The 16805-nt window shown below is 70.7% G+C and carries 18 protein-coding genes and 1 pseudogene; 12 read left to right on the forward strand and 7 right to left on the reverse strand.

Annotated elements, in window-relative coordinates:
* Nucleotides 1-128 precede the first annotated feature (128 nt).
* From M4V62_RS02400 to M4V62_RS02410, 3 genes are all read left to right on the forward strand, one after another.
* Nucleotides 129-686, forward strand: coding sequence for a glycine-rich domain-containing protein (locus tag M4V62_RS02400; RefSeq protein WP_249585514.1), 558 nt, complete (start codon nt 129-131; stop codon nt 684-686).
* Nucleotides 683-1954, forward strand: coding sequence for an MFS transporter (locus tag M4V62_RS02405; RefSeq protein ID WP_249585515.1), 1272 nt, complete (start codon nt 683-685; stop codon nt 1952-1954). Before M4V62_RS02400 ends, M4V62_RS02405 begins: the two co-directional genes overlap by 4 nt.
* A 187-nt stretch (nt 1955-2141) precedes the next feature.
* Nucleotides 2142-2582 carry an NUDIX hydrolase gene (locus M4V62_RS02410; protein ID WP_249585516.1) on the forward strand — a complete coding sequence of 147 codons (441 nt, stop codon included), beginning with the start codon at nt 2142-2144 and terminating at the stop codon, nt 2580-2582.
* Between the two features lie 22 nt (nt 2583-2604).
* On the opposite strand, the gene M4V62_RS02415 is transcribed toward M4V62_RS02410, so the two are convergent.
* The 3 genes from M4V62_RS02415 to M4V62_RS02425 are packed head-to-tail and all read right to left on the reverse strand — an operon-like array spanning nt 2605 to nt 6461.
* Nucleotides 2605-4671, reverse strand: a complete 2067-nt coding sequence (locus tag M4V62_RS02415; protein WP_249585517.1) for an iron ABC transporter permease — start codon at nt 4669-4671, stop codon at nt 2605-2607.
* A gap of 6 nt (nt 4672-4677) precedes the next feature.
* Nucleotides 4678-5658 (reverse strand): ABC transporter substrate-binding protein, encoded by a 981-nt coding sequence (locus tag M4V62_RS02420; RefSeq protein WP_249585518.1) that lies wholly within the window; start codon nt 5656-5658, stop codon nt 4678-4680.
* Nucleotides 5655-6461 carry an ABC transporter ATP-binding protein gene (locus tag M4V62_RS02425; RefSeq protein WP_425575268.1) on the reverse strand — a complete coding sequence of 269 codons (807 nt, stop codon included), beginning with the start codon at nt 6459-6461 and terminating at the stop codon, nt 5655-5657. Before M4V62_RS02425 ends, M4V62_RS02420 begins: the two co-directional genes overlap by 4 nt.
* 244 nt (nt 6462-6705) lie before the next feature.
* Between M4V62_RS02425 and M4V62_RS02430 the strand changes: the two genes are divergently transcribed.
* A complete protein-coding gene (locus tag M4V62_RS02430; protein ID WP_249585520.1) occupies nt 6706-7443 on the forward strand; it encodes a VOC family protein in 738 nt (245 codons plus the stop codon).
* An 86-nt stretch (nt 7444-7529) separates the two neighbouring features.
* Here the strand turns inward: M4V62_RS02430 and M4V62_RS02435 are convergent, their stop codons facing one another.
* On the reverse strand, nt 7530-8123 hold the full coding sequence (locus M4V62_RS02435) for a hypothetical protein (protein ID WP_249585521.1): 594 nt from the start codon (nt 8121-8123) through the stop codon (nt 7530-7532).
* A gap of 297 nt (nt 8124-8420) precedes the next feature.
* On the opposite strand from M4V62_RS02435, the gene M4V62_RS02440 reads away from it, so the two are divergent.
* The 5 genes and pseudogenes from M4V62_RS02440 to M4V62_RS02460 all read left to right on the forward strand — a co-directional run bounded on the left by M4V62_RS02440 (nt 8421) and on the right by M4V62_RS02460 (nt 12116).
* On the forward strand, nt 8421-9362 hold the full coding sequence (locus M4V62_RS02440) for a YihY/virulence factor BrkB family protein (RefSeq protein ID WP_249585522.1): 942 nt from the start codon (nt 8421-8423) through the stop codon (nt 9360-9362).
* 186 nt (nt 9363-9548) lie between these two features.
* Nucleotides 9549-9968 carry a hypothetical protein gene (locus tag M4V62_RS02445; protein WP_249585523.1) on the forward strand — a complete coding sequence of 140 codons (420 nt, stop codon included), beginning with the start codon at nt 9549-9551 and terminating at the stop codon, nt 9966-9968.
* 226 nt (nt 9969-10194) lie between these two features.
* Nucleotides 10195-11100: a DUF2382 domain-containing protein gene (locus M4V62_RS02450; RefSeq protein ID WP_249585524.1), complete on the forward strand. Its 906-nt coding sequence runs from the start codon at nt 10195-10197 to the stop codon at nt 11098-11100.
* Between the two features lie 145 nt (nt 11101-11245).
* The gene (locus tag M4V62_RS02455; RefSeq protein ID WP_249585525.1) at nt 11246-11695 is read left to right on the forward strand and encodes a helix-turn-helix domain-containing protein; all 450 of its coding nucleotides are present in this window, start codon (nt 11246-11248) and stop codon (nt 11693-11695) included.
* Nucleotides 11696-11705: 10 nt separating this feature from the next.
* Nucleotides 11706-12116 (forward strand): annotated as a pseudogene (locus M4V62_RS02460) (VOC family protein).
* Here the strand turns inward: M4V62_RS02460 and M4V62_RS02465 are convergent.
* Entirely contained in the window at nt 12097-12684 is a 588-nt protein-coding gene (locus tag M4V62_RS02465; protein ID WP_249585526.1) for a hypothetical protein, read from the reverse strand. The pseudogene M4V62_RS02460 and the gene M4V62_RS02465 sit on opposite strands and share 20 nt — an antisense overlap.
* Here M4V62_RS02465 and M4V62_RS02470 point away from each other — a divergent pair.
* The gene (locus M4V62_RS02470) at nt 12683-12841 is read left to right on the forward strand and encodes a hypothetical protein (RefSeq protein ID WP_249585527.1); all 159 of its coding nucleotides are present in this window, start codon (nt 12683-12685) and stop codon (nt 12839-12841) included. The two genes, M4V62_RS02465 and M4V62_RS02470, sit on opposite strands and share 2 nt — an antisense overlap.
* Nucleotides 12838-13458, forward strand: coding sequence for a dihydrofolate reductase family protein (locus M4V62_RS02475; RefSeq protein ID WP_249585528.1), 621 nt, complete (start codon nt 12838-12840; stop codon nt 13456-13458). The genes M4V62_RS02470 and M4V62_RS02475 overlap by 4 nt, the downstream gene beginning before the upstream one ends.
* Nucleotides 13459-13522: 64 nt before the next feature.
* On the opposite strand, the gene M4V62_RS02480 is transcribed toward M4V62_RS02475, so the two are convergent.
* On the reverse strand, nt 13523-13927 hold the full coding sequence (locus M4V62_RS02480) for a hypothetical protein (RefSeq protein ID WP_249585529.1): 405 nt from the start codon (nt 13925-13927) through the stop codon (nt 13523-13525).
* A 334-nt stretch (nt 13928-14261) separates the two neighbouring features.
* Between M4V62_RS02480 and M4V62_RS02485 the strand changes: the two genes are divergently transcribed.
* On the forward strand, nt 14262-15464 hold the full coding sequence (locus M4V62_RS02485; protein WP_249585530.1) for a right-handed parallel beta-helix repeat-containing protein: 1203 nt from the start codon (nt 14262-14264) through the stop codon (nt 15462-15464).
* 94 nt (nt 15465-15558) lie between these two features.
* Here the strand turns inward: M4V62_RS02485 and M4V62_RS02490 are convergent, their stop codons facing one another.
* Nucleotides 15559-16758 carry a sialidase family protein gene (locus M4V62_RS02490; protein WP_249585531.1) on the reverse strand — a complete coding sequence of 400 codons (1200 nt, stop codon included), beginning with the start codon at nt 16756-16758 and terminating at the stop codon, nt 15559-15561.
* Nucleotides 16759-16805: the final 47 nt, after the last annotated feature.

Raw genomic sequence — 16805 nt, forward strand, 5'->3', positions numbered from 1 at the left:
ACCAACTGCCCGACTCCCGCCCGCAGCAACGCCGCCGTAGCACCGACTCCCTGGCGTACGCGGCCCGTTGCCCCGCCCAGGCGCAGCCGGTCGCCCCGCCGCTGCGCCTCTGCCGACAGGACGACGCCATGCACACAACCGCCGCCCCCGCTTCCTCCGAGGCCAGCGCGGAAACAGCCCCCACCGCCCACGAACTGCTCGGCAGCGCTCTGCACGACGAGGTGGTGGCCCATTTCGCGGCGAAGCCCGGCGCTCCGGCCGCCTCCGTCGTCACCCACCAGGTCCGCGAGTGCCTGCGCTATCTCTACCTGGTCTCGCGCCACCCCGACCGGCTCGGTGGCCTCTTCCTCCCCGTCGAGCAGGACATCGACGAGATCTGGCACTACCTCATCCTGCAGACCCGCGAGTACCGCGACCTGTGCGAACAACGGCTGCCCGGCGGCCACTTCATCCACCACCGCAGCATCTCGTACGACGCCTACCAAGCAGCCCCGGGGCGCGAGACGGCCGCCGAGGAGGCCCTGCGGTGGATTCCCCTCTACACCGCCGCGTTCGGACCGTTCGACGAGGACGCCCTGCCGCACTGGACGGTCGTACGGTTCCTGCACGACGTGCTGGACCTGTCCCTCGCTCAGATCGCCGACATCGCCGTCGACGGGAAGGCTCCGGTGCGGGGAACGGCATGACCACCACCGTCACGCGAACCGCAGAAGAGGCGTCGCCCCACGTGCTGCGGCGCGTGTTGTCCGTGCTCGTCCTCTCGCAGGCACTCGGCGGCGCGGGCATGGCGGCCGGCATCACGGTCGGCGCGCTGCTCGCCGAGGATCTGCTCGGTTCCACGGGTCTGGCCGGGCTGCCGACCGCCCTGTTCACCGCGGGCGCGGCCCTGGGAGCCGCGTTCATCGGGCGGGTCTCTCAACGCCACGGGCGGCGCCCCGGCCTGGCGCTGGGGCACGGCATCGCCGCGCTCGGCAGTATCGGAGTCGTGGCGGCGGCCGCGGGCCAGTGGGCAGGGCTGCTGCTGGTCTCGCTCTTCGTGTACGGGGTGGGTACGGCCACCGGGCTGCTCGCCCGGTACGCGGGCGCCGACCTCGCCCCGCCCGAGCGGCGAGGTCGCGCCACCGGCACGGTGCTGCTCGCCACGACGCTGGGCGCGGTCGCGGGACCCAACCTCGTGGGACCCACCGGTGCGCTCGCACACGCCTGGGGCATCCCGCGTCTTGCCGGGCCCTTCCTGCTCGCTGCACTCGCCTACACGGCCGCGGGTCTTGTGCTGTTGGTGTGGCTGCGTCCTGACCCGTTGTTCCTGGCCCGTCTCCAGCAGCCGCAGAACGTCGCGGGCACCCAGGGGCCGGTGCCGGATGCCATGGGCACCTCGCCGACACCCCGGGCGTCGGAACGCTTCTCCCCCGGGGTCGTCACCGGCGCCACCGTGATGATCACCGCCCAGCTGGTCATGATCGCCGTGATGACGATGACTCCTCTGCACATGACCGGGCACGGCCACAGCACGCAGGCCGCGGGGTTCGTCATCGCCCTGCACGTGGGCGCGATGTTCCTGCCCTCGCCACTGAGCGGTCTGCTCGCCGACCGGGTCGGCAGACTGCCCGTGGCGGCAGCTTCCGGTGCCGTCCTGCTGGGCGCGGGCGTACTCGCCGGCCTCGCCCCGCCGGACAGCATGCCGCTGCTGGCCTGTGCGCTGGTGCTGCTCGGCCTGGGCTGGAACCTTGCGCTGGTCAGCGGCACCGCCTTGATCACCGATGCCGCCCCGGCCGACCGCCGTGCCTCGGTGCAGGGCTTGGCCGACGTGGGCATGTCCTTGGCGGGTGCGACGGGTGGCATGGCCTCGGGCCTGGTGGTGGCGGGCGGCGGCTATCCGCTTCTGGCGATCGCCGCGGGAACCCTGGCCCTCGCGGTGATCCCCATGGTGGCCCTTCGAGGTGCTTCACGCTGACGGCCGGTCAAGTCTCTGGTGCCGCTGCTCCGGCGAATCGCATCGGAAGTCGGATGCGTGAGAGGCGTTTTCCGGGGCACCCGCTCTATTGAGCCCCGCCGCGTCCCCCCGTCGCGGCGGGGCCGCCGCGTGCCTCAGCGCTGGACGGCGCCGCTGGTCGCCGATGGGGTGCGGGAAGATGATCCGCATGACACGCGACAGCGAAACAGGCGCCCCCAGCATCGACAGCGCAGGCCCTCTGGCCGTGGTGGCAGCCGCGATCGTTCAGGAGGGGCGCCTGCTGGTCGTCAGCAAGCAGGCGGCTCCCACCGTCTTCTATCTGCCGGGCGGAAAGCCCGATGCGGATGAGGCACCGCTGGAGACCCTGGTCCGTGAATTGGACGAAGAGCTCGGGGTGGAGCCCCTGGAGCCTCGGTTCCTGGCCGATGTCGAGGCCATGGCCGCCCTTGAGCGAACACCCATGAGGCTGTCGGTCTTCGAGGCGCGCATCGGCCAGGTTCCCGAACCCGCCGCCGAGCTGTCCGCCCTGCGGTGGATATCGGGGCAGGAGCGGGATGTTCGGCTCGCCCCCGCGGTCAGGGATCATGTCCTGCCGCTGCTCAGGCAGCGCGGAGCCCTGGCGTCGTAGCGAGGCACGCGGCCGCCGCCCGCTAGCGGCGGCTGCGCACCAGCAGGTACACGAAGTAGGGCGTCCCTACGACCGCCGTCATGAGTCCCGCGCCCAGTTGCGCCGGGGCGATGACCGTCCGGCCCAGCAGGTCCGCGAGGCAGACCAGGATCGCGCCGAGCAGCATCGCGGCCGGGACGACGCGTACGTGCCGTCGTCCCACGAGTGCGCGTGCCGCGTGCGGTGCCACGAGTCCCACGAAGCCGATCGTGCCCGCCGCGGCCACCGCGGTGGCGCTGAGCAGCACGCTCACGATGAGGAAGCCGAGGCGTCCGCGAGCCAGGTCCAGGCCCAGGAGCCGGGGGGTGTCCTCGTCGAGCGACACGAGGTCGAGTTCCTTGCGGCGCGCGACGGCGATGACGGTCGCCACCACCAGCACGCCCGCGACCGGCAGGAGGTCGGTGCCGGACCGGCCGTACGTGGAACCCGAGAGCCAGATCAGTGCCTTGGTCGCGCTGAACCGGTCGGTGAGCACGATCAGGAGGCTGATGAGCGCCATCGTCCCGGTGGACACACCGAAGCCGACGAGGACGAGCCTGCTGTTCTGGAAGCCGCCCTTGGCCGCGAGTCCGAAGACGACCACGGCGCTGACCGCGGCACCGGCGAATGCCGCGCCCGCGATGCTCCACGATCCGGAGCCCGGTGCCGTGGTGACAAGGAGGATGGCGCCGAGCGCCGCTCCCCCGGAGACGCCGAGGACACCGGGTTCCGCGAGCGGATTGCGGGTCACGGACTGCACGAGGGTGCCGGACAGCGCGAGCGCGGCACCCGCGAGGAGCGCGGCGAGCACCCGTGGCACACGGGTGTCGAGGACGAAGGTGATGGCTTGGCCCGACTGGCCCCGGACCCAGTTGGCCACGTCGCCGAGCAGGAACGTGCTGTCGCCGACGAGCACCGCGGTGATCGTGACGCCGACCAGCACGCCCACGAGGAGCACCACGGTGACGACGTACGCGGTCCGGCTCGGGATGCGCAGCCGGTCCGGCGCTGCCGCACCGGCGCCGTCGCGGGTGCGCATCGCCATGACGACGAGGAACACGGCGCCGACGACGCTGGTGATGACGCCTGTGGGCACGGTGACCGCGGTCTGGGACGACGTCACGGCGCGCAGCAGTACGTCGGAACCGAGCACGAGGGCGGCGCCCACGAGACCCGCGACGGGGATGCGGGTCCGGTGGCGCAGGAGGGCACGGACGCGGCCGGCGAGCGGGCGCACCAGAGCCGGAGCGCACAGGCCCACGAAGGCGATCGGCCCGGCCAGCGTCACCGTTCCGGCGGCCAGCAGCGACGCGAGGACGACGGCCGTGACGCGGGTGCCGCGCACCGGGATGCCGAGGCCGCGCGCGGCGTCGTCGCCCAGGGCCAGGGCGTCGATGCGGCGGGCGATCAGCAGGAGGCCCGCGAGCGCGGCCGCGATGACGGGCGCCATCTGGGCCACACCGTCGAATCCGTTCTGGCTGATGCTCCCCTGGCCCCACTTGTAGAGGCCCTCGGTCCGTTCGGGGTACAGCAGGAGCAACGCCTCGGTGATGGCGTTGAGCCCGAGGGCGAGCGCGCTGCCCGCCAGGACGAGGCGCACCGTTCCGGCACTCCGTCCCGCGAGGACGAGGACGACGGCGGCAGCGGCGAGGCCGCCGACGAACGCCACGCCCGACGAGGCGAGCAGCGGAGCCGTCGCACCGCTGGCGACCAGGAGGGTCAGCGCGAGGTACGAACCGGCGTTGACGGCGAGGGTGTCCGGTGCGGCGAGCACGTTGCGGCTGATGGCCTGGAGGGCGGCGCCGGCCGCGCCGAGCGCGACGCCGACGAGTATCCCGGCGACCATGCGCGGCAGGCGCGAGGCGATGACGACGGAGGAGTCGCCCTGCTCGGCCTGGCCGGTGAGGGCTCTCCACACCTGGCCGGGGCCGACGGACGCGGTGCCTTGCGTGATGTCGACGACGGCCAGGACGGCGACCAGAAGGATGAGACCGGCCGTCACCGCGACCGCGCCCGTGGGGGACGCGACCGCGCGCTCGGGCGTGGTTGAGGGCGTTGCGGTGACGGCCACGGTCTCCTACTTCTTCAGGCTGTCGACGAGGGCGTCGATGTACGCCTCCATCGCCTCGGGGCCGCCGAACATCCAGATGCCGTCGGGCAGGCGGTGGACCTCGTCGTCCTTGACGAACGGCAGCGACTTCCAGACGGAGTTGTCGGCGAGCTCGTCGGTGAACACGTCGGAGCTGCCGTCGCTCTTGTTGCCGAGGTAGACGAACTTCACGTCGTCACCGAGCGCCGTGAGGCCCTCGACGTCGGTGGTGGCCAGCCCGTAGTCCTTGTCGCCCTTGATCTTCCAGTCGTTCTTGAGGCCGAGGTCCTCGTTGACTGCGCCGAGGAGGGAGTTGCTGGTGTATCCGCGTATGGAGACCTGGTTGGAGGCGGCGTAGCCGTCGGCGAAGGCGACCTTCGAGCCGTCGAGCTCGGCCTCCTTCAGCGCCTTCTTGCCTTCGGCGACCTTCGCCTCGTACGACTCCTTGGCCTTCTTGGCCTCGCTGGTCGTGCCGGTGGCCTTGGCGATGACGTCCAGGGTGTCGAACATCTGGCCCACCTGGTCGGCGCCGTCGGCGGCCTTGACCTGGAGGACGGGGGCCACCTTCTTCATCTGCTTCACCGCGGAGGCCGACATGTCGGTCGTGGTGACGATGAGGTCAGGGGTGAGCCCGGCGAGGGTGTCCATGCTCGGCTCGCCGCGGGTGCCGATGTCCTTGGGGTCGTTCTTCAGCGGAACCGCGGAGTCCCACGCCTTGTATCCCTTGACGTCGGCGACACCGACGGGGTCCACGCCGAGCGTGACCATGGATTCGACGACGTTCCACTCGGTTCCGACGACCTTCTTGGCCGGGCCGTCGAGCTTCACCGACGCGCCGCCTGCGTCGGTGAGGGTGATCGGTTCGGACTTCTTGTCCGAACTGGCCTTCTCGGGCTCGGACGTGCCACAACCGGACAGGATGAGGGCAACGGCGGTGGCGGCCGCCGCGGCGATGAGGGGGCGTCTCATGAGGAGGTGTGGAGCCTTTCGCTTCTGCTGTGGTGGCGGCCTATCGCGCGGGTGCGCAGCCGGCCGGTGAGGGGGTCTGTGTCGACCTCGATGCGGATGCCGTAGGTCTCGGAGAGGCGCTCCGGGAGCAGTACGTCCGCGGGGGCGCCGTCGGCGACGATGCGCCCGGCGTCGAGGAGGGCGATCCGGTCGGCGACGGCGGCCGCCTGGTCGAGGTCGTGCAGGACGACGCCGACCGCGATGCCGCCGTCGTCCGCGAGGTCACGCATCAGGTCGAGGAGTTCGATCTGGTAGCGCAGGTCGAGGTAGGTGGTCGGCTCGTCGAGGAGGAGCACGCCGGTCTCCTGGGCGAGACAGCTGGCGAGCCACACCCGCTGCAACTGTCCGCCGGAGAGCTGGTCGACGGCGCGGTCGGCGAGGTTGTCCACGCCGGTCAGGGTGAGCACGCGCTCCACCACGGCGGCGCCCCCGACATCCGCCTGGCCCCAGCGGCCCCGGTAGGGATAGCGGCCGAACTCGACGACGTCACGGACGCTCAGGCCGCCGGGCGTGGGGCGTCCTTGGGTCAGGAGCGCGACGCGACGGGCGAACTGGCGGGCGGTGAGGTCGAAGCCGTCGGCGGCATCGGCCGTGCCGGAATCGAGGGTCAGCGTGCCGCGCCGGGCGCCCTGCAGGCGGGCGACGGTACGCAGAAGCGTCGACTTGCCGCTCCCGTTGGGGCCGACGAGAGCGGTCACTTCGCCGGGCCTGAGCTGGATGGCAGCGTCGTGGACGACATCAACACCGTCGTACGACACCGTCATGTGCTCGGCGGACAATTCGTGACCGCGCGGACGTGTGGCGCTACCTGCGCGTTCACCTGATCTCACGGCGTGCAGGTTAGCCTAACCTTAGTCTGGCTGGAAGTAGGGGGTCCGAACCCGGGCGAAGGCCGCGAGGCGGCACACCCCTGGCGGAGGCTGCGGCTCATCACCCTTTCGCCCCTCAACCGGGCGTCTTGTCGGCCCAGTTGAGGCGAGCCGCCCACGCGCGCATAAGATCGACGGCATGGCGACACGGCTTGTTCAAATCGCAATGAACGCTCGGGACGACTCCGCCCTCGGCGGGTTCTGGGCCGAGGTGCTCGGCTGGGGCGTTTCCAGCGAGGGCCCCGGCGTGACCAACATCGAACCGGCGGGCCTCGGCTATCCCGACCCCACCGCCCTCTTCCTGGACGTCCTTCGCGTGCCGGAGCCCAAGACCGTGAAGAACCGTGTGCACATCGACCTGGCCAGCACCTCCGACGCCCATCAGGCGGAGTTGGTCGCGCGCCTCAAGGGTCTGGGGGCGAAGCCCGCGGACGTGGGCCAGGGCGATGTTCCCTGGACCGTCCTTGCGGACCCGGAGGGCAACGAGTTCTGCGTCCTTGAGCCGCGGGAGATCTATCGCGACACCGGGCCGGTGGCCGCGGTGGTGGTCGACTGTGTGGATCCGCGCGCCATGGCCCGGTTCTGGGGCGAGGCGATGGACTGGACCGTGCACGAGGTGACCGACGACCGTGCGGCGCTGCGCTCCGCCCAGGGCGTCGGCCCGTATCTGGAGTTCCTCCGCTCTCCCGACGCGAAGACGGTGAAGAACCGCATCCACCTCGACCTCCGCCCGTACGCCGGTGACGATCACGAGGCGGAGGTGGCCCGGCTACGGACTCTGGGCGCCGTCGACGTCGACCTCGGTCAGGGCGATGTGCCGTGGACGGTCCTGGCCGACCCCGAAGGCAACGAGTTCTGCGTCCTCACCCCGCGCTGAGGTCCGCCCGATGCGCCCGATGCGGTCGATGCGGTCGATGCGGTCGGCACCGGTGACGCTTCGGTGCCGACCGCACACACGCACCGTCAGTACAGCTTCGCGACGGCCTTGATGGTCGTGGTCTTGAAGTCGGCCACCTGCGCGTGGGCGAAGTTGCCCATCTGGCCCCACTGGACCAGCGTCACCGTGTTCCCGTCCCGGCCGACCGAGAACATGTTGATGTCGGATGCTCCCCACGTGGCCTCGGTGTGGACACCGTAGACGTGGGCGCCTTCCTCGACGTTCAGCTTTCCGTAGTACTTCTGCGTCGCGGTGATCTCGGGATCCTGCTCCATCACCTTCGCCGCGCAGCCTGCGAGGTCCTTGCGCAGCAGGGCCGCGAAGTCCTTGGCGCGCTGCTCGCTCCGCTCGACCACCGTCACTTGAAGGGCGCCGGTGTCGTAGTCCGTGCGGTAGGCGCGGTGCACGGAGATCGACGGCAGCGCCTCCCCCACACACATCGGCAGCGGGTCGGGCTGCCCCGCGGTCACCGGTCCCGCACTCCACGCCGACGTCGCGTGCGGCGGCAGTTCGGCCGGAGCCAGGAACCGGGGCGAGTCGGCGGCGGCCGCCGGACCCGTACCGGCGACCACACCCGCCACGGCCACAGCGGCCCCCAGTGCACACAGTCCTCGGCTCATGCGAACACTCATGATCGTCAACTCCCCGTTCTCGGAAGCACAGCCTGCCTGTTGCTCCCACGCCACGTACGACCCGCGACACCCCGAACCCGTTGCCCTCGCCCACGTCACAGGCCTGTCCGCGATGTCACCGAACGGTAATACGCACACCTGGGGCGGCTGCGGCCGACAAGCGGGGGCAGGGGAAGATTGTGTGCCGCCCGCCTCCGCGTAACGGACACGGGCGACCGGCGTCCAAGGGTGGAGCGGGGATGGCGGCGCGGTAGGCCGCCGGCGACAGACAACGAGGAGTACGCCATGGACAGTTCCGCGACGCCTGCGCATGCGGCGTCCGCCCGCGTCTCGGACGGATCCGGCACGATTCCCGCCCCTGCCGGGCGGGCCGGTTCCCCGTCCCCGTGGGGACGGCGGGGCGCCGCGCTGCGCCGCACCCCGGTGGCGATGTGGAACGACGACGTGTCGGACTGGGCCGCGGCGCTGACGTACTACGCGATTCTCGCCCTGCTGCCCGCGCTCCTTGTCACGGTCAGCCTGATCAGCCTGGTGAGCCCCGGCACGACCCAGACACTGATCGCCGAGGTCACCGACTGGGCACCCGCACAGTCGGGCAGCGCCTTGAACGACGTGCTCACCGAGATGGCCGGCGCACGTTCCGCCGCCGTGACGGTCGTGGTCGGCGGCGGTGTCAGCGCGCTGTGGTCCGCCTCCAGTTACGCGGCGGTCTTCCGGCGGGCGCTGCACGCGATGCACGGCGTGAAGGACACGCGGCCCGTGTGGCGCAAGGCGCACCGTGTGCTGATGACCGCCCTTGCGCTGCTCGCACTGCTGGCCGCCAGTGCGGTCGTGCTCGTCCTGAGCGGCTCGCTCGTCCAGGCCGTCGGGCGGCGCGCGGGGGTCGGCGACGCGGGGCAGACCGTGTGGAGCGTCATGAGGTGGCCCGCGCTGGTCTGCCTGGTGGTCCTGCTCGTCCACGTGCTCTTCCGCAACGCGCCGCCCTCCGCACGCGGTTGGCGCCACAGCCTGCCCGGCGGACTGCTGGCCGCGCTGCTGTGGCTCCTGTCCTCGGGCCTGTTCACCCTGTACGCCTCGGGGTTCGGCTCCTACGGCAAGCTGTACGGCTCGCTCGCGGGCGTGGTGGTCTTCCTGGTGTGGCTCTGGATGTCCAACCTGGCGCTGCTGGCCGGAGCTCAGTTCACGGTGGAGATGGCCCGCGCCCCGGTGCCCGTGCACACGAGCTGACACGCAGCCCCGAGTCGTGCGCCCCCGGGCGGAAATCCGGGTCCGTGTGCCCGCGTGTGCCCTTCCCTGCGCGCCGCGTGCGCTCCCCCCGCAGGGGTTCGGATCAGGCACACACCGGTGATACGCCTGAAGGACAAACTACTCGCGTACGTGTTCGCCCACGCGGCATCGAAGAGGAGTCATCCCATGGCCTCGTTCGACACGGGACGGTTGTGTGCGATCGTCAAAATCCTGGACCAGGCAAGCACCCACCTCCGGCTGGCAGCGCGCGAATCCACCCTCGCGGGACCCGCGACGGCCCTGCCCCGGCCGGCCGCAGGACCCGCCCCCGCCACTTCCGGCATCACCGCGCTCCTGAGCGTCTCGGAGCAGGCGTCGGGCAGCGTCCGGCGCGCTCTGATCCACATCCACAACGGCGAGGTCCAGCGCGCCCAGCACGAGCTGGACCGGGCACGGACCCAGCCGTGCGCGGCAGGCCTCACCCCGGCGGGGCTGCCCCGCCCCCTCCCCCAGCGCGTGGCCACCGCGCTGCGCCTGATGCAGGGGATCACCAACTTCTTCCCCTCGGAGACGGAACAGGTCCTCGTGCGGGCGGCCCTTCCCTAGCCGGTCGCCGGCTCACCCGGATGGGCTAGTCGGCGGGGCGGTGGACCGGATCGTCCCGATCGCCGCAAACAACCCGCCGAAGGGCTCCCGTGGAGCTGTCCGTGCACCCTCGGTGACTCTCCTGGTTGCGTCACGCACCTGTGTGGCGCGCGATGGAGGGGACGCGTGCGACGTCCGTGGCGAGATTCGATTCTGCCCGTCGCGCGCCACGAGGGAGTGATCACCCATGGCTCAGGGCGAGGCCTTCACCAGCGCTGACGGGCTCGCGGGCCTGACGGCCTACGACCGGACCGGCGAGAAGATCGGCAGCGTCGAGCAGGTGTATCTCGACGACCGAACCGGGCGTCCCGAGTGGGTGACCGTCAAGACCGGTCTCTTCGGCATGAAGCAGAGCTTCGTGCCGCTCACCGGAGCACGCCGCCAGGAGGACCAGCTGCACGTGGCAGCCACGAAGGAGGCCGTGAAGGAGGCGCCGCGCGTGGACGCCGACCAGCACCTCGAGCCCGGCGAGGAGCAGGACCTCTACACCCACTACGGGCTCACCCGGCCCGGCGGCGCCCAGACGCGTACCGCCCCGGCGGCAGGTGGTCGTGACCGTGCCGGGACCGCGGGCATGGCCGGAACCGCGGGCATGGCCGGAGCGGGCGCCGGCATGGGCGCCGGCGACGGCCAGAAGGCGGGCGCGCGTGAGTTCGCGACCCGCTCCGCCGCGGGCGACGACAGCAAGGACGAAATGGTGCGCTCCGAGGAGCGGCTGCATGTCGGGACGGAGGAGCAGGAGGTCGGGCAGGCCCGCCTGCGCAAGGTGGTCGTCACCGAGGACGTGAAGACCTCCGTCCCCCTCTCCCACGAGGAGGTGCGCGTCGTACGCGAGCCCATCCGCGAGGGCGACCGCGTGCGTGCCGACATCGGTGAGGCGGAGACCGAGGTGACTCTGCACGCCGAGAAGGCGGTGACCCGCAAGGAGACCGTGCCGGTCGAGCGCGTCCGCCTGGAGACCGAGAAGGTCACCGAGACCCAGGAGATCTCCGACACGGTGCGCAAGGAGCAGATCGAGTTCGACGACGCCAAGGGCGAGCGCGGCGCGAAGGGCGAGGCCTGGCGCGACCGGAAGCAGGGCCCGCGGCACTGACGCCTCTCGGCACGCCCTGATGGAGGGCAGCTGACGGTGGCGGGAAGCGGTGGAGGGAGGGAGCACTCGGCAGGAGTGCTCCCTCCCTCCTCTCCTGCCGGGCGCCTCTGGAGCGGCCGGGGCAGAGCTGGTTTGCTGGGGCACTGTGAGCCGGGCCGCCGAAGAGACCAACCGCCGCATGCTCCGGGCACGGGACGCGATGGACCGCTCCTACGCGCAGCCGCTGGACGTCCCCGCCCTGGCCCGGATCGCCCATGTGTCGCAGGCACACTTCACGCGCACCTTCCGCGCCACGTTCGGCGAGACGCCGCACCGCTACCTGCAGCGCCGCCGCATCGAGCGGGCGATGTCCCTGCTGCGGGACACCGACCGCAGCGTGACGGACATCTGCTTCCAGGTCGGCTTCGGCAGCCCGGGAACGTTCAGCCGCACCTTCCGCGACATCGTCGGCCGGTCGCCACGGCAGTACCGCAAGGAAGCGAAGGAAGCGACGGCCACAGACGTGCCGACGTGTTTCACGATGGCATGGACGCGCCCGCGAACCGACCGCCCACTGAGCAGCTTTGGACAAGTTTCCGTCCGGCGTCCCCAGTAGCGTGACGGACATGTTGAAGGCCATCACGCACTCGCAGATCTACGTACTCGACTAGGACGAGGCCGTCGAGTTCTACGTCGGCAAGCTGGGCCTGACGGTCAGCGCCGACGTCGACCTGGGCTTCATGCGCTGGCTGACCGTCAGCATCCCCGGCCACCCGGAGCGCCAGATCCTGCTGGAGAAGCCGGGCCCTCCGGCGCTCTCCGAGGAGACGGCCCAGCAGGTCCGTGAGCTGGTGACCAAGGGCGCGATGGGCGGCTCGCTCATCTTCGGCACGGACGACTGCCGCAAGACGTACGAGACGCTGCTCGGCCGGGGCGTCGAGTTCACCGAGGAACCCACCGACCGCCCGTACGGCATCGATTGCGGCCTCCGCGACCCCTTCGGCAACAGCATCCGCTTCACTCAGCCGAAGGCCTGAGGGGGCGCAGAGGGCGAGCAGGCTGTTGCCCTTGGCTGTCCGACCGGCCGCGGCCCGCGTCCGCGTCCGCGTCCGCGCACTCCAGGCAGGCAGGCTTGCCGTCGATCGTCACCCCGTCCTCGGAGGCGGCTTCGCAAATGCCGGGCCGGCCGGGGTGGTTGGCCCGGCAGTGGCAGGTGCAGGTCTCGGTGACTGCTTCCAGGTCAGGGGTGCGTTGCGGGGCCAGACCCATGCGGATGTCGTGGCAGTTGCGGCACAACGGCACGTGCCGGGGGCCGGTGGTGGGCGAGTTGGCGACGATGGTGTGGCCTGGTTCGGCGTAGCCCCGGCACGTTCCGGGGAATTCGGGATGGGTGCCGCACGCGCAGTGGCAGGAGCCGGGCTCGGAGGGCCCTGCCGTGAGCGGAGCCGGGTTGCACTCGTACCTGTCGGCCGTCGGCATCATCGCGGTGTGCAGGGCCTTGGCCTGGTCGGCCATCCGCTGCACGGCGGGCACCATCGCCCGTCTGAGCGCCGCGGCACAAGCCTGGAACTGCTCTGCGTTCGGCGCGGGTGCAGGCTTGGTCATGGGTCCATTGTCGCGCCAAGTCGCGCATCAGGGGCGGTACCTGAAGAAGGCCGTCCTCTTGTGCGGCACCCACTTCTCGGCGCTGTGGCCGATGCTGGACGGGAAGCTCACCGCGCAGGCGATGGACGTCGCCCCGAGAGGAGAGAGCGAGCCATGACCAAACGTATGGGCAAGGTGATCTGCGACATCACGGTCTCGGCCGACGGGTACTCGGCCGGGCTCAACCAGACCGAGAAGCGCCCGTTCGGCGACGACGGCGGCGACGGTACGGGCGACAGGCTGCACGCCTGGATGTTCGACACTCCCGACGAGAACCGGGCCGAGGTCGACCAGATGGCCGCCGCCGAGGCGTTCATCATGGGGCGCAACATGTTCGGCCCGGTGCGCGGCGCGTGGGATCGGCAGTGGAACGGCTGGTGGGGCGGCGACCCGCCGTTCCACGCCCCGGTCTTCGTGCTCACCCACCACGCGCGCGAACCGCAGCCGATGAACGGCGGCACCACGTACCACTTCGTCACCGACGGCATCGAGTCGGCCCTGGCACAGGCACGTGCGGCGGCCGGCGACGGCGATGTCCTGGTCCTGGGTGGCGCGACCACCATCAACCAGTACCTCGCCACCGATCTGATCGACGAGCTGCGACTGCACATCGTGCCGTTCACGCTCGGCGCCGGCACGCGGCTCTTCGAGGGCGTCCCGCCGCTGAAACTCGAGCAGGTGAAGTCGCGGGGAGCGGAACTCGTCACGCATGTGACCTACCGCGTCCTGTCCTGAGCCGGAGGCCGGTGCCGGGTGTTGCGCGACCACCGCGGGTGGCGGCGCCGCGGTGGTCGTCCGGTCAGGCGAGAGTGACGGCGCCGGTCCGGCACGCCGCTGCCGCGGCGGTGAAGACCCTCTCGTACCGGTCGTCGTCGAGAAGGACGGCGAGCCCGCAGGCAGTCGCCCACGCCACCTGAGCGGCGTCCTCGCCGAGGGGCCGATCCTGCTTGTGCAGTTCTCGGCCGAGGTGCTGGCCGTGGAGGTCCCTGGAGTCCTGGCCTTCCGCGCGGCGCCGGATGGCTTCGACGGCGCCCGCCACGAACGTCTCGTAGTCGGTGTCACCGAGCAGTCTGCGCAGTTGCTCGAGCTGGGCGTGGGCGGCACGAAGGTGCAGCGGCCAGTCCCGGCAGGTGCCGAACTGCTCTTCCATGGCCTGCGTCAGGTCGATCCGCCGGAACATCTCGTCGAGGGGGTCGTAGGTCATGATCTCTCGGTAGCGGCTGCCGAGGTCAGGGCGGCGAAGGCTCGCTGCGGGCTCCCCCGTGTGGCTGCACACCGGACGGCCCCGCGACCTTCCGACCACCGCAGGTGGACCTCTCGACCGCTGTCCCGCGCGCGCCTTCGTCCCAGTACCTGAATAAGAATCATGTACATGACCATTGACGCCCTCATGGCATGGCAATAGCTTCCAGGAAAGCGCTTTCCACCGGCAGGTGCAAGACCTGGCCACTCTGCTCATTCACCCTGCCGAACCGTCCCGTCACCGACCGCACCCTGCCCGCGCCGGTCCGACGAGCCACTCGACCTGGAGACCAACGATGCGAACCAGACCCATCACCGCCTGCTTCGGCTTACTCGCCGGCACGCTCGTCGCACTGTCCGGCCATGCGGCGCAGGCCGTACCGGCGGGTGCCCAGTCGCAATTCGCCGTGAACGCCGCCGCGCTGTACGTGGCACCGACCGGAAGCGACAGCGCCGCCGGGACGGAGTCGAATCCCACGACACTCACCTCAGCGATCACCCGCATCACGCCCGGCGGAACGATCTACCTGCGCGGCGGGACCTACCGCCATGCGCAGACGGTCACGATCCCGCAGGGCAACAACGGCACCGCGAGCGACCGCACCGAGCTGGCCGCCTACCCGGGCGAGAAGCCCGTCCTGAACTTCTCCGCCCAGAGCGAGGGCACGTCGAACCGCGGGCTCGCCGTGAACGGGTCGTACTGGCACGTCAAGGGCATCGTCGTCGAGCGCGCCGGCGACAACGGCATCTTCGTCGGCGGCAGCAACAACATCTTCGAGCGCACGGTGACCCGCTACAACCGCGACACCGGCCTCCAGCTCTCACGGATGCTCTCCAGCACGCCCAGCAGCCAATGGCCGTCCAACAACCTCATCCTGAGCGCGGAGTCGCACGACAACGCCGACTCGGACGGGGAGGACGCCGACGGCTTCGCCGCGAAGCTCACCTCCGGGCCCGGGAACGTCTTCCGCTACGCCGTCGCCCACAACAACATCGACGACGGCTGGGACCTGTACACCAAGTCGGATACGGGCCCCATCGGCGCGGTGACCATCGAGGACTCACTCGCCCACGACAACGGCACCCTCAGCGACGGCTCCCAGGCCGGCAACGGCGACCGCAACGGCTACAAGCTCGGCGGCGAGGACATCAAGGTCAACCACGTCATCCGGCGCAACATCGCCCACAACAACGGCAAGCACGGGTTCACGTACAACAGGAACCTCGGGTCGATGGCGGTGTCGGACAACGTCAGCATCGACAACGACGAACGCAACTACTCGTTCGACGGGGGCACTTCAGTGTTCCGGAACAACACATCCTGCCGCAGCGGAAGCGGGACGAACGACAAGATCGTCGGCAACTCCGACAGCTCGAACCAGTTCTGGTCCGGCTCGAACGGGTCCCGCTGCTCTTCGTACTCCGGTGCCTTGAAGTGGTCCTTCGCCACGGACGGACGCCTCGTCGTGACCTTCGGTGGCACCGCGCTCGCTCCCTGAGCCACACCCCCGTCCGGTGTTTCTGCCCCCCTGCCGGTGCCCCACGTGCGCACGTGCGATCTGACCGCCGTGCGCACGCGGGGCACCTCCACGCTCAGGCGGCAGGCACCGACCCGGTGGCGAAGTACGGCTTGCAGACCGAGCCGGACCAGTCCGTGGCGATTTCGAGGAGCCTGTTGCCGTCGGCCGACGGCAACAGGCTGGAGCTGTAGTTGGGGCAGTAGTCGACGGTCGTCGACTCGACGGCGACCGGGGCGGGGATCTCCCGCCAACTGCCCGCGCCACCGGCGCTGTTGACCCAGACGGTGCGCCCGCTGCCGGCCGCCTTGCTGCCGTCGCGGTTGTACAGGACCTGACCGACGAGGAACAGTCTGCCCTTCGGGTTGCCCGCCTCGGGCGCCCACGCCAGGTTCGGCGCGTGCTTGAAGTACTTGCCGTCGGCGGTCTCCGGGCGGATGCCCAGGGAGGTGGTGACGCCCCAGTTCCAGCCGTCGGACGAGGTGCGGTAGTGCACGACGCACTGGAACTGGCCCGCGGCCGCACAGATCTCGAACGACATGAAGTACGTCCCGTCGCCCATCTTGCGCACCACCGCCATGCCGGGCCGGTCCGAGGCGAGCGTGCTCGCGACGGTGTCGTGGTGGCCCGTCCAGGTCACCCCGTCCGCGGTGCGGGCGGCCACCAGCTTCTGGCTGTGCGCGGCGTCGGTCTCGTCGGAGTAGTGCGCCACGAGTTGCCCCGACGCGTCGACGGAGAACTCCGGCTCCCACAGACCCTTGTCGTTCGACGCCGTGGCGATCGTGGACAGATGGCTCCAACTGCGGCCCACATCCGTGCTCTTGAAGACCCGCAGGGCCATGCGCCGGTTCGGTTCGTCCTGCCCGACCGACGCTGCCCACAGCAACGTCCCCGCGGGCATGTCGCCGATGCGCTGCGGGAGTTCGTACAGCGTCGAGCAGCACAGCCCCTGCCCGCCCGCGGCGTCGGGGTCCCGCACCGTGCCGACTTCACGGAACGACGCGCCCCCGTCCGTGCTCTCGTGGATGGCGCCGAGCCCGTCGTTCCCGGAGAACGTGACCACCGAGGCCAGGATCCGGCCGTTGGCGTCACCACTGTGGGCGAGTCTGACGGCACGCGGGTAGAGCCCGGTGCCGTCGCGCAGCAAGGTGCCGGTCGCGGCGTCGGCCGACGACCCTGACTGCGTGACGAACAGTGCCCCAAGGAGGGCGAGCAGCAGGGGGAACAGGACGGTGGGGCGGAGGAGACGTGGTCGTGCGGGGTCGTGCGCTGACATGGGCCTCTCCTGACTCTGCGGGGGATGGGGGACGTACGTACGGAACG

Source organism: Streptomyces durmitorensis, from assembly GCF_023498005.1.
Taxonomy (GTDB): domain Bacteria; phylum Actinomycetota; class Actinomycetes; order Streptomycetales; family Streptomycetaceae; genus Streptomyces; species Streptomyces durmitorensis.

Coding starts and splice junctions, on each gene's coding strand:
- M4V62_RS02400 (WP_249585514.1), top strand. CDS start 129: ATGCACACAACCGCCGCCCCCGCTTCCTCCGAGGCCAGCGCGGAAACA.
- M4V62_RS02405 (WP_249585515.1), top strand. CDS start 683: ATGACCACCACCGTCACGCGAACCGCAGAAGAGGCGTCGCCCCACGTG.
- M4V62_RS02410 (WP_249585516.1), top strand. CDS start 2,142: ATGACACGCGACAGCGAAACAGGCGCCCCCAGCATCGACAGCGCAGGC.
- M4V62_RS02420 (WP_249585518.1), bottom strand. CDS start 5,658: ATGAGACGCCCCCTCATCGCCGCGGCGGCCGCCACCGCCGTTGCCCTC.
- M4V62_RS02425 (WP_425575268.1), bottom strand. CDS start 6,461: ATGACGGTGTCGTACGACGGTGTTGATGTCGTCCACGACGCTGCCATC.
- M4V62_RS02430 (WP_249585520.1), top strand. CDS start 6,706: ATGGCGACACGGCTTGTTCAAATCGCAATGAACGCTCGGGACGACTCC.
- M4V62_RS02435 (WP_249585521.1), bottom strand. CDS start 8,123: ATGAGCCGAGGACTGTGTGCACTGGGGGCCGCTGTGGCCGTGGCGGGT.
- M4V62_RS02440 (WP_249585522.1), top strand. CDS start 8,421: ATGGACAGTTCCGCGACGCCTGCGCATGCGGCGTCCGCCCGCGTCTCG.
- M4V62_RS02445 (WP_249585523.1), top strand. CDS start 9,549: ATGGCCTCGTTCGACACGGGACGGTTGTGTGCGATCGTCAAAATCCTG.
- M4V62_RS02450 (WP_249585524.1), top strand. CDS start 10,195: ATGGCTCAGGGCGAGGCCTTCACCAGCGCTGACGGGCTCGCGGGCCTG.
- M4V62_RS02470 (WP_249585527.1), top strand. CDS start 12,683: ATGGGTCCATTGTCGCGCCAAGTCGCGCATCAGGGGCGGTACCTGAAG.
- M4V62_RS02465 (WP_249585526.1), bottom strand. CDS start 12,684: ATGACCAAGCCTGCACCCGCGCCGAACGCAGAGCAGTTCCAGGCTTGT.
- M4V62_RS02475 (WP_249585528.1), top strand. CDS start 12,838: ATGACCAAACGTATGGGCAAGGTGATCTGCGACATCACGGTCTCGGCC.
- M4V62_RS02480 (WP_249585529.1), bottom strand. CDS start 13,927: ATGACCTACGACCCCCTCGACGAGATGTTCCGGCGGATCGACCTGACG.
- M4V62_RS02485 (WP_249585530.1), top strand. CDS start 14,262: ATGCGAACCAGACCCATCACCGCCTGCTTCGGCTTACTCGCCGGCACG.
- M4V62_RS02490 (WP_249585531.1), bottom strand. CDS start 16,758: ATGTCAGCGCACGACCCCGCACGACCACGTCTCCTCCGCCCCACCGTC.